The sequence below is a fragment of the Rhodococcus sp. G-MC3 genome (assembly GCF_030063335.1).
GTDB lineage: Bacteria > Actinomycetota > Actinomycetes > Mycobacteriales > Mycobacteriaceae > Rhodococcoides.
The window spans coordinates 123,313-136,978 of sequence record NZ_JASISW010000005.1 but is presented as its reverse complement, the minus strand read 5'-3'; the positions used below and the strand labels follow the sequence as shown (position 1 = coordinate 136,978).

Annotated in this window: 13 protein-coding genes; 2 read left to right on the top strand and 11 right to left on the bottom strand. The window is 62.4% G+C overall.

Going from position 1 to position 13,666, the window contains the following annotated elements:
• Positions 1–20: 20 nt before the first annotated feature.
• Together QMK17_RS06940 and QMK17_RS06935 are read right to left on the bottom strand one after the other, a co-directional pair.
• Positions 21–1,409, bottom strand: coding sequence for a class II 3-deoxy-7-phosphoheptulonate synthase (locus QMK17_RS06940; protein ID WP_283507768.1), 1,389 nt, complete (start codon positions 1,407–1,409; stop codon positions 21–23).
• 70 nt (positions 1,410–1,479) lie between these two features.
• Entirely contained in the window at positions 1,480–1,965 is a 486-nt protein-coding gene (locus QMK17_RS06935) for a polyadenylate-specific 3'-exoribonuclease AS (protein ID WP_283507767.1), read from the bottom strand.
• Positions 1,966–2,042: 77 nt separating this feature from the next.
• On the opposite strand from QMK17_RS06935, the gene QMK17_RS06930 reads away from it, so the two are divergent.
• A complete protein-coding gene (locus QMK17_RS06930) occupies positions 2,043–3,323 on the top strand; it encodes a glycosyltransferase 87 family protein (protein WP_283507766.1) in 1,281 nt (426 codons plus the stop codon).
• A 127-nt stretch (positions 3,324–3,450) separates the two neighbouring features.
• Here the strand turns inward: QMK17_RS06930 and QMK17_RS06925 are convergent, their stop codons facing one another.
• From QMK17_RS06925 to QMK17_RS06900, 6 genes are all read right to left on the bottom strand, one after another.
• Positions 3,451–4,191, bottom strand: a complete 741-nt coding sequence (locus QMK17_RS06925) for a lysophospholipid acyltransferase family protein (RefSeq protein WP_283507764.1) — start codon at positions 4,189–4,191, stop codon at positions 3,451–3,453.
• A gap of 142 nt (positions 4,192–4,333) precedes the next feature.
• Positions 4,334–5,308 carry an ROK family protein gene (locus QMK17_RS06920; RefSeq protein WP_283507762.1) on the bottom strand — a complete coding sequence of 325 codons (975 nt, stop codon included), beginning with the start codon at positions 5,306–5,308 and terminating at the stop codon, positions 4,334–4,336.
• Between the two features lie 72 nt (positions 5,309–5,380).
• The gene (locus QMK17_RS06915) at positions 5,381–5,821 is read right to left on the bottom strand and encodes a hypothetical protein (RefSeq protein ID WP_283507761.1); all 441 of its coding nucleotides are present in this window, start codon (positions 5,819–5,821) and stop codon (positions 5,381–5,383) included.
• Positions 5,822–5,835: 14 nt separating this feature from the next.
• Complete coding sequence (locus QMK17_RS06910) at positions 5,836–7,074, bottom strand: ArsA family ATPase (RefSeq protein WP_442972700.1); 1,239 nt, start codon at positions 7,072–7,074, stop codon at positions 5,836–5,838.
• A gap of 56 nt (positions 7,075–7,130) precedes the next feature.
• On the bottom strand, positions 7,131–7,568 hold the full coding sequence (locus QMK17_RS06905) for an SRPBCC family protein (protein WP_283507759.1): 438 nt from the start codon (positions 7,566–7,568) through the stop codon (positions 7,131–7,133).
• Positions 7,569–7,748: 180 nt separating this feature from the next.
• The gene (locus tag QMK17_RS06900) at positions 7,749–8,138 is read right to left on the bottom strand and encodes a polyketide cyclase / dehydrase and lipid transport (RefSeq protein WP_283507758.1); all 390 of its coding nucleotides are present in this window, start codon (positions 8,136–8,138) and stop codon (positions 7,749–7,751) included.
• A 132-nt stretch (positions 8,139–8,270) separates the two neighbouring features.
• Here QMK17_RS06900 and QMK17_RS06895 point away from each other — a divergent pair, with 132 nt between their 5' ends.
• Positions 8,271–10,076 carry an AMP-dependent synthetase/ligase gene (locus QMK17_RS06895; protein ID WP_283507756.1) on the top strand — a complete coding sequence of 602 codons (1,806 nt, stop codon included), beginning with the start codon at positions 8,271–8,273 and terminating at the stop codon, positions 10,074–10,076.
• Positions 10,077–10,135: 59 nt separating this feature from the next.
• Here the strand turns inward: QMK17_RS06895 and QMK17_RS06890 are convergent, their stop codons facing one another.
• From QMK17_RS06890 to QMK17_RS06880, 3 genes are read right to left on the bottom strand one after another with little or no spacing between them, the layout of a single operon-like run.
• The gene (locus tag QMK17_RS06890; protein ID WP_283507755.1) at positions 10,136–11,260 is read right to left on the bottom strand and encodes a glycosyltransferase family 4 protein; all 1,125 of its coding nucleotides are present in this window, start codon (positions 11,258–11,260) and stop codon (positions 10,136–10,138) included.
• Between the two features lie 14 nt (positions 11,261–11,274).
• Entirely contained in the window at positions 11,275–12,594 is a 1,320-nt protein-coding gene (locus tag QMK17_RS06885; protein ID WP_283507754.1) for a peptidase MA family metallohydrolase, read from the bottom strand.
• A 6-nt stretch (positions 12,595–12,600) separates the two neighbouring features.
• Entirely contained in the window at positions 12,601–13,656 is a 1,056-nt protein-coding gene (locus QMK17_RS06880; protein WP_283507753.1) for a C40 family peptidase, read from the bottom strand.
• Between the last annotated feature and the right edge of the window lie 10 nt (positions 13,657–13,666).

The window sequence follows — 13,666 nt, the reverse complement described above, 5'->3', positions numbered from 1 at the left end:
CCGTCCTTAACGGGTGAATCTCAGCCACGAAGCATTTCGGCGACCAAAAACGCGAGTTCGAGCGACTGCTGCGTGTTGAGACGCGGATCGCACGCGGTCTCGTAACGTCCCGCCAGGTCGAGATCGGAAATCTCTTGAGCGCCGCCGAGGCACTCGGTGACGTTGTCCCCGGTCAGCTCGACGTGGATTCCGCCCGGGTGGGTGCCCAACGCGCGGTGTATCTCGAAGAATCCTTGGACCTCGTCGACGATTCGATCGAAATGACGAGTTTTGTAACCGGTGGATGCTTCGTGCGTGTTGCCGTGCATGGGATCGCACTGCCAGATGACCTGATGACCGGTCGCTTGGACCTTCTCGATGATCGGAGGAAGTGCCTCGCGGATCTTGCCGTTACCCATCCGTGAGATCAGCGTCAGTCGACCCGGCTTGTTGGTCGGATCGAGACGCTCGACGTATTCGACGGCCATGTCCGGCGTGGTCGAGGGTCCGATCTTCAGCCCGATCGGGTTGTGGATGAGTTCTGCCAGCGCGATGTGTGCACCGTCGAGTTGCCGCGTGCGATCGCCGATCCACAAGAAGTGCGCGGACAGGTCGTACAACTTCTGGTGATCGGTATCGGCACCGTCGAGTCGCAGCATTGCACGCTCGTAGTCCAGCACCAGTGCCTCGTGGCTGGCGAAGATCTGGGCGGTCTCGAGCTTGGGATCGGTGACGCCGCATGCGTCCATGAACCGCAGCCCGCGGTCGATCTCCCCTGCCAGCGCCTCGTACCGCGCGCCTGCGGGTGAGCTCTGAACGAACTCGCGGTTCCAGTCCTGCACTCGGTGCAGGTCGGCCATCCCTGCGCCGGTCAGCGCGCGAACCAAGTTCATCGCGGCACTCGCGTTGGCATAGGCACGGATCAGCCGTGACGGATCATGTGCTCGCACAGCCTCCTCGGCAACGAGCGAATTGACCATATCGCCGCGGTAGGACTTGAGTCCGAGCGCATCGACGTCAGAGGAACGCGGCTTGGCGTACTGGCCGGCGATACGGCCGACCTTGACCACCGGCATGCTTGCGCCGTAGGTGAGCACCACAGCCATCTGGAGCAACGTACGAATGTTGCCCTTGATGTGGGGTTCGGTGTTGTCGACGAATGTCTCCGCGCAGTCGCCGCCCTGAAGCAGGAACGCCTCTCCGCGTGCAACGGCGGCGAGCTGATCCGACAGGGACTCGACCTCGCTGGCCACCGTGATCGGCGGAACACTTTCCAGGACCTTGCGCATGTCGGCCGCCTGCTCCGGGTCCCACGACGGCTGCTGTGCCGCGGGCTTGGCGAGCGCATCGTCGAGCTTCTGACGCAGGGTCGGCGACAGGGGTGGGAGGTCGGGCAAGCGCTCGATGGGTACGTCGACAGTCCAGTTCACCGCTACAGGATATTCGCTCACCGCCAAGTGCCGGCGTCCGGCTCCCCCACATCGAGAGAACATCGGTCGATCACACCGAGGCAGCCTCGATGGCGTCGAACTTGGCGAGGTTGTGGCGGGCATCGGCTAACGCGTCGTGGGCGTCGTCGGGCGCGGGCGGCAAATAGGGACTTCCCCTGTCTTCCCAGTGTTGACGCAACTCACGGGTGAAACGCGGCAGCGAACGTGGCAATTCGGTCATCGAACCCCACAGCTGACACAGCGCGACATGGTCATACGCCGCAACCCACGCCCACAGTTCCACCTCCGCTCCGGGAGTGGGCACCAGAAAGTCGAGCAACTCGTCGCGAATTGCCGATCGACTCATCCACAGCGGCGACGAGTACGGTGGCAGCTTGGGCAGGACGTTTCGACGGACCCACGGTCCGGCACGCTCGGGGTCGAACTCGGAGGACACCGCATAGAACTCGCGGCCGTCCTCGGAAACCACACCGATCGAGACGAGCTCGATTGTGCGACCATCCTCGATGAACTCGGTGTCATAGAAGTAACGCACGCAGCACAGACTAGCCCGACTGTGGACGAACCTTTCCGGTTCCCCACCGAACCAGCAGCGCTGAAATAGAAGGAAGCATGTTGACCCCTCCCGACACCACAGCTGACGCGTCGGCCACCAAGCCAACGCCTGGGCGCAGCGTCCTGCCGCCGGTGGCTGTGATCGCATACGCAGCGATCGCCGTAGGAGCACTGCTGGGCATCGCGTACAACATCGTCGGATTGCCGGGTCTGCGTGTGCTCGGGGATTATTACCGCATCGACCTCGACGTCTACCGAATCGGCGGTGGGGTGTTCGCCTCCGGTTCGCCGCTCTACGGCGGCATGCCACCGACTCAGCTCGGGAACTCACTGCCGTTCACGTATCCCCCGATCGCTGCCGTGCTGTTCAGCCCGCTGTCGGTATTCTCCTTGTATTGGGCAGGCATCGTCGTAACCACGCTTTCGCTGGTCCTGCTCTTCGCGACGATCGTGCTGACGCTGCGATCGCTCGGCTACGCTCCGAAAACCCTGATGCTGTGGGCGGCCGGCGCAGTGTTCGCGGCCTCGATGATTCTCGAACCTGTCTTCTCGACTCTCGACTATGGCCAGATCAATATCGTGCTCATGGCGTTTGTCGCAGCCGACTGCCTTCCCCGCAAGACACCGTGGCCGCGCGGGGTTCTGATCGGTTTCGTTGCCGCCGTCAAATTGACGCCCGCCGTTTTCGTGCTTTTCTTTTTGCTGCGCAAAGACTTTCGGGCGGCAGTAATGACCGGCATCAGCTTTGCCGTGTTCACCCTCCTCGGCTTTGTCTTCACATTTTCCGACAGCGTCACCTACTGGACCGACACCCTGCTCGACTCCGACCGGATCGGCACACCCGCCTACCCGGCGAATCAGAGCATCACCGGCGTGCTGGCTCGATTCGGACTGGCAGACTCGACCCGATCCGTGCTGTGGATTGCAGCATCGTGCTGCGTGTTGGCCGTGGCTGTGATCGCGATGAGGAAAGCGTTTGCGTCCGATCACATCGCGCTGGCGCTCGGAGTGAACGCCACTCTCGGACTCCTGATCTCGCCTGTCTCGTGGTCACACCACTGGGTGTGGGCAGTGCCGTTCTTGGTCTCGCTCGGGACTCTCGCGTATCGACGGCGAAACATCCCCGTACTTGTATTCGTGGGCGTCGGAGCGCTGGTGATGCACTTCGCCCCGCACTGGCGCCTGGCAGTCGGGCGCTACTCGGGACTCGGATGGCCGGTGTGGGATCAAGTCGTAGCCTCGACCTACGTCTGGTGGGGTATCGCCGCTCTGGTCATAGTCACCTGTATCACCGGGCGGACCACTGCGCACTCGATGGCGACACCAGCCTCGTCGTGATCGTCACTCTCGAACTACCGAGTTCGAACTTCCGGGTCCGAACAACCGGGTCCGAACTGCAGATCGTGGAGCCGCCTCGCCCACCCCGAGGCAGCTCAGAGCGCGCTGAGTCCGTGCTGGGTTCGCGTCAGCTGGCTTTGGTGGCGGGAACGCGTTCAGCGGCAGCGGCAGTTTCTGCATCCGCAGACGAGGGACGCACCTGGTCCTTCATCGAGGCCGCGTACACGTCCACGTACTCCTGACCTGACAGCAACATAAGGTCGTACATCACCTCGTCGGTGACAGCGCGCTCGACGAATCGGTTGCCTGCCATGCCTTCGAAACGCGAAAAATCGATCGGCTTTCCAATCTTGATGGCGATCTTGGCAGGTCGCCACATCTTGGATCCGATCGGATTCATCTTGTCGGTGCCGATCATGGCGACTGGCACGACCTGGACACCCGTCTGCAACGCCAACCGCGCCATTCCGGTCTTGCCCTTGTACAACCGGCCGTCCGGCGATCGAGTGCCCTCGGGATAGATTCCGAGGAGCTTGCCCTTGCTGATGACCCTCGCTCCTGCGTTCAGTGCGTCCTGCGCTGCGTCCGCACCGGTCCTGTCGATCGGAACCTGACCGACAGCGGTGAAGAACCACTTCTGAAACGCGCCCTTGAGGCCACTACCAGTGAAGTATTCGCTCTTGGCGAGGAAGGTGATACGACGCTGCACTTTCAACGGCAGGTAGAACGAGTCGAGAACAGCCTGATGATTGCTGGCCAAGATCACCGGCCCTCGCGCCGGAATGTTTTCCGCGCCTTCGACGGTGGGCCTACCCAAGACCACCAGAATCGGACCGACGATCACGAATTTGAACAGCCAGTACCACATGGCGTCCTTCCTGATGAAAGATTCTCGTACTGCTGGTGATTCCAACTATTTGGTCCAGCAGTGACTGTACCTACCGTTTATGACGCCAGCCACAGCAACGCGTCAGCCGCGACGCACCTCACACACTGGGCCGAGCAGAGGGTCATCGCGCTCGGGTGAGAAACTCCGTCCGCGCAAGGTCGGCAGCTCCGATCATTCCGGCTGCCTCACCGAGTTGCGTACTCCTGATTCGCGCCAGCGGTCGATGACCGGCACCTGTGACCAAACGCGAGTAATGCTCGCGTGCCTGATTCAGGAATTGACTGGACGACGTCGCGACACCGCCGGCAATGACGATCAGGTCCGGGTCGTATACGTCGCTCACCATCGCCAATCCAACACCGAGCCAACGAGCGAACTCCTCCATTGTTCGGAGCCCAATTTCGTCACCGTCCTGCGCTGCGGACGCGATCCGGCGACCGGTCAGCGAACCTGGATCCAGGAACACCTCACGCGCGAGAATGGTCGACGAGCCGTCGTCTGCTGCGAGAAGTTCGACCGCGGTGTCCACGAGAGCCGTTCCGCTGCAGTAGCGCTCCCAACATCCGCGCTTTCCGCAAGGACACACCCGTCCGTCCGGCACCACCTGAATGTGACCCAGTTCCGGCGCCACTCCGTAGCTTCCACGGTAGATGTGACCGTCCAGCAACAGGGCTGCGCCGATGCCTGTGCCGATAGCGACCATGACAACGTTTCGTCCATCCGCCGCCGCGCCGAAGCGGTACTCGGCCCACGCCGCGGCGTTGGCATCATGTTCCAGCAGCACCGGCAGTCCGATTCGATCGCTCATTTGCCTGGCCACCGGCGTGTCGACCCACGGGAGGTGGGGTGCGAATCGAAGAGCAGTCCGGTCCGAGTTGATGAATCCCGCCAGCGCGAGTCCGACAGCGGCAACGGAATGCCGTTTCGCGAGTTCTTGCACGGCGCGGTCGAGGCCGTGTTCCAGCGCCTTTGCCGAATGCGGAGTCGGAGACTGGGTTGAATCGATCACCTGACCACGAGCGTCGACGACCGATGCACGAAGGCTGGTCCCACCGACGTCGATTCCGATGGTGAGGGATTCTCGGTGCCGCTTCATTGTCCGACCTTCCTCGAGCCGCCCCCAACGGCGCGCACATTCCTACAACCGATCTTTCCCGGATCGGAACTGTCAGCTGTCGTTGTCCGTCGGACGAGGCGACGCCGTGTCCTTCACGGTAACGGTAATCGGTACGAATCCCGTTCGTCTCACGACCGACTCATCAGTGTCGTGCGGAATATCTCGATCCTCGCCGTGAGGCGCATCACTCCCCGGGGAGGTCGGGGTCGAAGCGTGCGCGCCCTCCGAGGGTGTCGAAGGTGAGTGATCGACGATCAACTGTCGAAGGAGGGCGACAACCGAGGCACCCTCGGTCGCGAGCAGCGCCAGCAGGTCGTGTTGCTCACCGCGAATCAACGCGGCCAGTGCACATACCGGGCACCAGCTGCACCCCTGACGTGGGCGTTCGCGCTGATCCTCCATCGCCTGCCTCAGCACCGGTTCGAGCCGGGTGAGAACTGTCTGAGCAAGCGCCCACAGCTCGGCCGCGACGTCGGAATGCTCGGTACTCACCTACTGCTCGCCTCTCATACGGGCCACACCGACGGGTCGGGCTGAAAACGAACAACCAGTCGACCCGCGTCGAATTCGGCGCCGATCACTTCGCATCGACGTAGCACCGAGGCCAGCCGTACCCGCCGCCGGTGGCCGTCGGCCCCGATTATCACGTCGTCCTCGACTCGTCCGAGCTCGAGTGTCGACGCATCGACCAGCGGCAACAGCATCGTCATGGTGTAGATCGACTCCAACCCCGAACCCGATTCGTGTGCAACCACGGGTTTGCCCGCACTGCGCTTGTGGGTCTCGCCGAATTCGCGATCGATCTTCGATTCCCCGGATCGACTCTGCGTATCCGCGGAACCGATCCGAGCATCGAACACGCCGAGAGACGCCAACCCTACCGGGTCGATCTGGGCACGATCGACCACCACCAACGTGCGGCCGTGGGCCAGGACCACGATCTCATCGAGCACAGCTTGCTGCGCTGAACGCCATGCCTCGAACCAGAACACGGCCGGATGCACGCCGACCAGACCCACGGACGACGAATTCAGCTTGGGGAGAACCTTGTTCACGATCACGGTATCGATGGGCAGACCCATGAGAGCCGCGGCGGACATCGTCCGGCGAGCCTCGGCCACGACCATGCGTTCCGGAGTGAGCACTACTGTTGCCGTCGTCCTGCTGTGATCGAAAAGAAGGGTTCGGACGGCCTCCGCATCCGCCACGATGCGTTCGATCATCGCGACAACCACCGTCAAGCGCGGGTCGCTTCCGGTACCGGCAACGATACGATCATGCTGCGGCCACAAACGCTCGAGGTAACCGCACACCAGCTCCGGTAGCTGCAGTGTGCGGAGAGCCTCTGCAGTCGAAGGAAGGTCGACGAATATTGTGTCCCAAGCATTTTCGTCGATCATTTGGGTGATCTGGTGCAGTCCTAGAAGCTCCTGCACACCGGGCGCACCGATGATCTCTTCCGGAGCGACGGCGCCGAACCGCACACCGTGCTCGTGGCCCGTACCGGACATCGACAGAAGCGCAGTCAACGTCGTGTACTGGGATTCGACCAACCGGAGTGTATCGAGCTCCAGTACGTCAAGTCCCGGCTGCACCGCAAATATCTCGTCGCGAGTGCCAGGCCGTGCGGCTACTGCAAAGACATCGGCGAGCGAATGCGCTTGATCGAGGGACACGACCAAAGCACGTTTGCCGGTCTCCGCAAGATCGAGCGCGGCCTTCGCAGCCAGGGTGGTTTTACCCACACCGCCTTTGCCGACGAACAGCCGGACGGCGGTACGGGTTTCGGAGCCGACCTCGCTCAGCCTTCGACCCGCTTCTTCAGTTCCTTGAGCGCGGTATCGGTGATGACCTTCTCTGCCTTGCGCTTGAACAACCCGATCATCGGGATATTGAGATCGACCGTCAGTTCGTAGGTGACCTCGGTGTTGCCCTCAGCGGTGTCCTTCAGCGTGTAGGAGCCGGCCTGCGACTTCTGCATTTCACCGGATACCAGTTTCCAGGAGACAGCCATTCCGTCCTCGGCCCACTGGTAAGTCAGTTCGTAGGTGTCCTTCACCATCCCGGCATCGAGTACGAACTTGACCCGGTCGGCGCGGCCGCTTGCACCCGTCGCCAATACATCCACGGACTTCGCAGCCGAAACCCAGGACGGGTACGCGCCGAAATCGGCAATCACGTCCATGACTTGCTCGGGCGGAGCCTCGACTGTGATCGACCTCTGAGTCTTCTCGGCCATGCTGTTCCTCGATATCCCTTCTGTGGCTTCTCGAGCCTCTGTAGTCCTTCGACAGTGTCCGATATCGGTATCGACACTGCATGCCCTTAGGGCTTGGTGTTCATCACACACGATCCTCGGTGGCGGCACAACGGCTCCGCATCTCTTCTCGGAATCGTCACGCCACTCCCAGCTCCGCTGTCAGAGGTCCGCGTGTACTGGGCGCTCCCCTGCCGCACGTCCTGCCTCCAAGCGACGTTTCACCTCGAATGCCATCGCTTTCCCCGCCGCCCGACGTCGACGAATTTCTTCCAGCAGGTCGGACGTGGTTCCCGCGGCGGGTTCGGCATGAAGAAAATAATGGAGGATGACGCCGTGTAGAACCGGCATCGGCTCCAGCCAGACTTCCATAGTTCCGGTCAGGGCGCCCCCGACTCTCCACCTGATTCCCCTGTCCGCGCGGTCGTCGGTCACGTCGAGGGACAAATCGGGCCACCACAGTCGCCACCTGTTCGGCGCGCCGATCGTCTCGGCGACCGTCTCTGCTGCAGCAGCGACGAACGTTTGATCGGCAACCTGGATACTGCTCATCCGATGAGCTTCACACATCGCCGGTCACACGCGTACACGAGGCGGTCGATCGGTGGATCGTGTCGGGTCTACAGTAAAACGAATCCGGCTACTCGTGAGTAGAGCTAACCTTTTCGCTTCTTGGAGGTCACGTTGCGTGAGTTCACTTCGCCCATTCGATTCACCGTCGAGGAAGGCGACTCGGCCGTAGACGCGGTGTTTGCGCGAGCCGAAAACGAGCCGAATTCGGTCGCTTTCCGCCGCGAGGTGGACGGCGGCTGGTCCGATGTCTCCGCCACAACATTCGCCGACGAAGTCTCCCGGGTCGCGAAGGGCTTCATCGCCGCAGGGCTCGCGCAGGGAGACCGCGTTGCACTGATGTCGTCCACGCGGTACGAGTGGACGGTTCTCGACTACGCGATCTGGGCGTCGGGCGGCGTCACCGTTCCCATCTACGAGACGTCGTCGGCAGGCCAGGTCGAGTGGATTCTCTCCGACGCCGAGCCCGTCCTTCTCGTGCTCGAGACCGAGCAGCACGTTCGCGATACCGCGGATGTCGTGGCGGCTGCGAAGTCCATTCGCCAGACATTCCGAATAGAGGGCGACACCGCCGATTCCGGTGCCGTCGAGACCCTGACCGCACTGGGGCAAATGGTCGACGATGACGTTGTCCACGAAAGGGTTTCGGCGCTTCGGTCGCAGGACCCCGCAACTCTGATCTACACATCGGGAACGACCGGGCGTCCGAAAGGCGTCCAGCTCACTCACGCGAACCTTCTCGCCGAATCGCGCGGCATTCGTGAGACGACCTTGAAGTCGCTGCTCAACGATCGCAGTCGAACTCTGATGTTCCTACCGCTGGCTCACGTACTTGCACGCGCGGTGACCATCGCGGCGTTCGACGCTGGTACCACCATCGGACATACCCATGACATTCCGAAGCTGGTACCCACGTTCGGGACATTCCAGCCGGACTTCGTCCTGTCGGTGCCGCGAGTGTTCGAAAAAATTTACAACACAGCCAAGCAGAAAGCGCACGCGGACGGAAAAGGCAAGATCTTCGATGCAGCGGCAGACACCGCAGTGGCATGGAGCGAAGCACAGGACGACGGGGCAGGCCTGGTGCTCCGCATCAAGCATGCTGTCTTCGACAAGCTCGTATACGCGAAACTGCGTGGCGCCCTTGGTGGTCGGTGCCAACTCGCAATCTCGGGCGGCGCACCTCTCGGCGCGCGCCTCGGGCACTTCTATCGCGGAATCGGTGTCCCCATCTACGAGGGTTACGGCCTGACCGAGACGAGCGCCGCGTTCGCCGTCAACACGATTGGACACCAGCGCGTGGGCAGCGTCGGCCGACCGCTTCCGGGAAACACGGTAAGAATCGCCGAAGACGACGAGATTCAATTACGGGGGCCGGTGGTTTTCTCCGGATACTGGCGAAATGACGACGCCTCGGCAGAATCACTCGACGATGGATGGTTCAGAACCGGAGACCTCGGTTCCCTCGATGAGGACGGTTACATCACCATCACTGGACGCAAAAAGGAACTGATCGTCACGGCAGGCGGGAAGAACGTCTCGCCCGCAGGCCTGGAGGATTTGCTGCGGGCACATAGTCTCGTCAGTCAGGCGATCGTCGTCGGCGACCAAAAGCCCTTCATCGCGGCGTTGATAACCCTGGATGAGGATGCGATCTCCGGGTGGAAGACCTCGCATGGCAAGTCCGCCAACGCCACCTCCGCAGACCTTGCCGGGGACGCTGACTTGATCGCCGAGATCGATGCCGCGGTGGCTGAAGCCAACAAGTCGGTATCGCACGCGGAAGGAATCAAGAAGTACCGAATTCTCCCGAAGGATTTCAGCGAAGAATCGGGCGAGATGACTCCGACGATGAAACTCAAACGCAACGTCATCACGAAGTCCTACGCGGACGAAATCGAAGAGATCTACACCACGTAATTCGGTGTGCGCGTAGCAGACCCTCGTCCGCTACGCGCACTCGAGCGACTGCAGGAACTTCACAGTAGTCCGCGCAGCTTCTGCGCGAGGACGTCCCAGCGCCAGCTTTTCTCGACGAATCGGCGACCTGCCGCACCCATCGACTTCGCCAGCGCGCGGTCCGACAGAATCTGCACCACTGCGTCGGTTATCTCGTCGATTTCACGGCCGTCGACCACAAGTCCGGTTCTGCCCTCCTGCACGGTTTCGGGCGCTCCCCCGGACTTGCCCGCCACTACCGGCACGCCACACGCGGACGCCTCCAGGTAGACGATCCCCAAACCCTCGACGTCGAGGCCGCCGCCGCGGGTCCGGCTGGGCATGGCGAATACGTCTGCGATCGTGTGGTGGGCAGCCAGTTCGGCGGAAGGGACTGTGCCGGTGAAGATCACGTGGTCCTCGACACCGTGTCGGCTTACGAGTTCACGTAACGTGCCCTCGTACGGCCCGCCACCGACGAGGACCAGTACGGCACCGTCGACGCGCGCACGTATCGCAGAGATCGATCGAATCAGATTGTCCTGGCCCTTTCGAGGCACGAGTCGTGAAAGGCACAGAACTGTCGGCCGATCCCCCAGCCCGTATCGGGCGCGCAGTTGTTCGCGCGCCGCGCCGTCGGGCTTGAAGAGATCGGTATCCACCCCTGGTGGAACGTGTTCGAGGGCGGCGCGGGGGCCGAACGCCGCAGCGAAGCGTCCGCGTGTGTACTTGCTGACATATGTCACCGTGTCGACCGAATTTCCGATCACCCGCAGGGTTCCTCGTCCGCCAGGAACCATCGACCAGCCGACCTCGTGGCCGTGGGTGCTGGCCACGATGGTTTCGGCTCCTGCACGACGGAGGACCGGTGCCATTACAGCAAGCGGTGCTGCCGCACCGAACCACGCACTGTCACACGAGTGCGATTTCACGAGTTGCGACGCGCGACGCGCGACGAACGGCGTCGGCAGCATCAAGGTGGTCGGATGGCGGACCACCTCGAAGGATTGCTTCGAATCGAACTTGACGTGACTGTCGCCCCGCCATTTCGGCGCGTACACCACCAGTTCGTCGGCTGGAAATCGTGTGGCGAGGCTGTGGAGGTATGACTGAATTCCGCCGGGTCGTGGGGGAAAATCATTGGTCACCAGCAGCGTCCGATGCATTCGACCACCGTAGGTCAGCGAGAGCGACCCTGCACCCACGACCCCCATCCGCGTAGGAATTCAGCCGAGGTCGCACCGACGACGGCCGTCAGTGCACCGTCGATGTCGGACGCAGTCTTGGGGCCAGTTGCGAGTGCACGGTACAAGGCACGCAACGCCGGTTCGCCATATCGGTCGGCCACATACGCACAGACCGACCAGGCCGACTCGTAGGCGAGCGTCGACCGCGAACCGCCCGCCGCAAAGTCCGAGTCCTCGGGCAGCACGGTGGGCGGACCGCCCGACGCGACGACACGGCTCAATGTCGGAGCAAGGCGACCGAAGTCGACGCCCGAACCGCGGTATCCCGCATAGTCGGCGAACCCCTCCAGCACCCAGGTGGGCGAACCGTCGACGGTATCGGCACGGGCTGCTACGTGAGTCAGCTCGTGACGAAGCACCGAACGAGTCGTGAACTCGGTCAGCCGTCCAGGAGCTTCGGGACCGAACACGACGCGTTGACCGGTGACAGGGCGATCTGCTGCAACGGCGTCAGAGACCGTCACTGCAGCCACGCCCAGGCGTGCTGATGTGTCTCCGGCTGATGCGCCGAATTCTTCCGTCGATCCTGATGTGAAGATCAGAGCTCGTCGCGGCCAGTCGTTGCCGTAGAAATCCGTCACGGCATCGACTGCGGCAGGCAACTCTGTGACGATCCGATCGATCAACGCGGCCTGGTCAGGGTGCCCGACTATCGTCGAGTTTCCGCCGGAAGTTGTCACCGACGTCGAGGTCACTGGCCCGAAATCCCACGGGCCCCGCCATGTTCGACGATCTATGCCAGGTATCTCGGCGTCGGAGACGATGCGCCAGTGTTCGTCGCGCTTGGCGAGAAGCAACGACACGGGCCGACGAGTCGGTTCACGGTCGGGGCCCGATACGGCGTACCTGAGCACGACAGAGGGTGCCCAGACGTCGGCAGCGTCGAGCGAAGCCGCAAGGGCGGGCGGAACCGGGGTCTCGGGCTCGTCGACGAGTTCGTATCCCCAGTCGTCGAGGGGAACTGCTGCCAGAGACTCGGACCGCCGTAACTCGGACTGGAAGAACTCCGGAGTGGCCGACCGGTCGAGCACGTCGGTGAGTTCGTCCCCGTCGCCGGATCGAACCGCATCGGACCACCGCTGCAAAAGGTCCTCGACAGCGTCAGTTCGCTGCTCTTCATAGGGATTTTCCGCCGAAGTGGCCGGTGTTACAGGGGCATCGATCGGACTGGACCCGCATGCCGCACACACGAGCACCGCCGCCACCAACATTGCCGGTAGTGAGCGAGCCGCATTCATCGGTCGGGCTGTCACGTCCGATCAGTAGCGACGAGCGCCGTAGAACGGGAACGATGCCATCGACTGAACCTTCACCGGGACTCCGAAGGTGGATGCGTGCAGCACATTTCCGTTACCTGCATACAGACCGACGTGTGAGGCGTCCGGGTAGAACAGCACGACGTCTCCGGGTTGAAGATCCTTCTGGTCGATCGGAGTGCCACCGGCTGCCTGCGCCTGACTGGACCTGGGCAGAGTCTTACCGACTTGCTTGTACGCCCACACGACCAGACCCGAGCAATCGAATCCATCGGGACCTGTTGCACCCCACACGTAGGGCTTTCCGATCTGAGTCAGCCCTGCCTGGAGTGCACCGGAGCTGGACCCAGGTATGAGGTTGGACAGAATCTTGGTGAGGTCGAATCCCGGGGGCAGCGGGGAGCCGGCAAGGTCGGCTTGCTCGTTGCTGGACAACGCATTGAAGCTGGCGATCACCTCTGCCATCTGCCCCTGCAGATCACTCTGTTTGGCCTGGAGGTCGTCGCTGATCACTTTGGCTTGATCCGCCGCAGCTCTTGCGGTGTCTGCGGCAGTTCGCGATGCTTCCTCGGCCGCCGCGGCATCTGCAGTGGACTGTTTGAACAACTCGACCTGGCGTGCAGTGTCGGCGGAGATGATGTCGAGAGCCGACATCTGGTCGAGCAATTGCTGGGGGGAATCGCTGACCATCACAGCAAACAATCGGTTGGTGCGGCCGCCTTGATAGTTGACGTTGGCAACCTTGTCCATGGACGGCTTCAGCTGCGCGAGCGCCGCTTGAGCCCGCGCGAGAGCGTCCTGGTGTGAGGAGACCAAGGCTTCGGCGTCGTGCTGCGCGGCCGTCTTCGCATCGAAGTCGATCTGAGCGTTGTGCAGTGCCTCGTTAGTCTGTTCCGACTCCCGCGAGAGGTCTTCGAGAGTCGGCTTCGCGTGCGGTTCGGCAGCAGGTTGAGCATTGGCCACGGTGGCCGGGGATACCAGTAGACATACCGCGCAGGCTGCGGCGGCGAGAAGGTTTCGCTTGGAGCGTGTGACGCGTTTGACGGTAGGTGTCGCCACGAGAAGGTGA

Excerpts from the sequence above, each read along its gene's own strand:
- QMK17_RS06900 (WP_283507758.1), bottom strand. The coding sequence starts at position 8,138 with ATGAGCAGTATCCAGGTTGCCGATCAAACGTTCGTCGCTGCTGCAGCA.
- QMK17_RS06930 (WP_283507766.1), top strand. The coding sequence starts at position 2,043 with ATGTTGACCCCTCCCGACACCACAGCTGACGCGTCGGCCACCAAGCCA.
- QMK17_RS06905 (WP_283507759.1), bottom strand. The coding sequence starts at position 7,568 with ATGGCCGAGAAGACTCAGAGGTCGATCACAGTCGAGGCTCCGCCCGAG.
- QMK17_RS06890 (WP_283507755.1), bottom strand. The coding sequence starts at position 11,260 with ATGCATCGGACGCTGCTGGTGACCAATGATTTTCCCCCACGACCCGGC.
- QMK17_RS06925 (WP_283507764.1), bottom strand. The coding sequence starts at position 4,191 with ATGTGGTACTGGCTGTTCAAATTCGTGATCGTCGGTCCGATTCTGGTG.
- QMK17_RS06920 (WP_283507762.1), bottom strand. The coding sequence starts at position 5,308 with ATGAAGCGGCACCGAGAATCCCTCACCATCGGAATCGACGTCGGTGGG.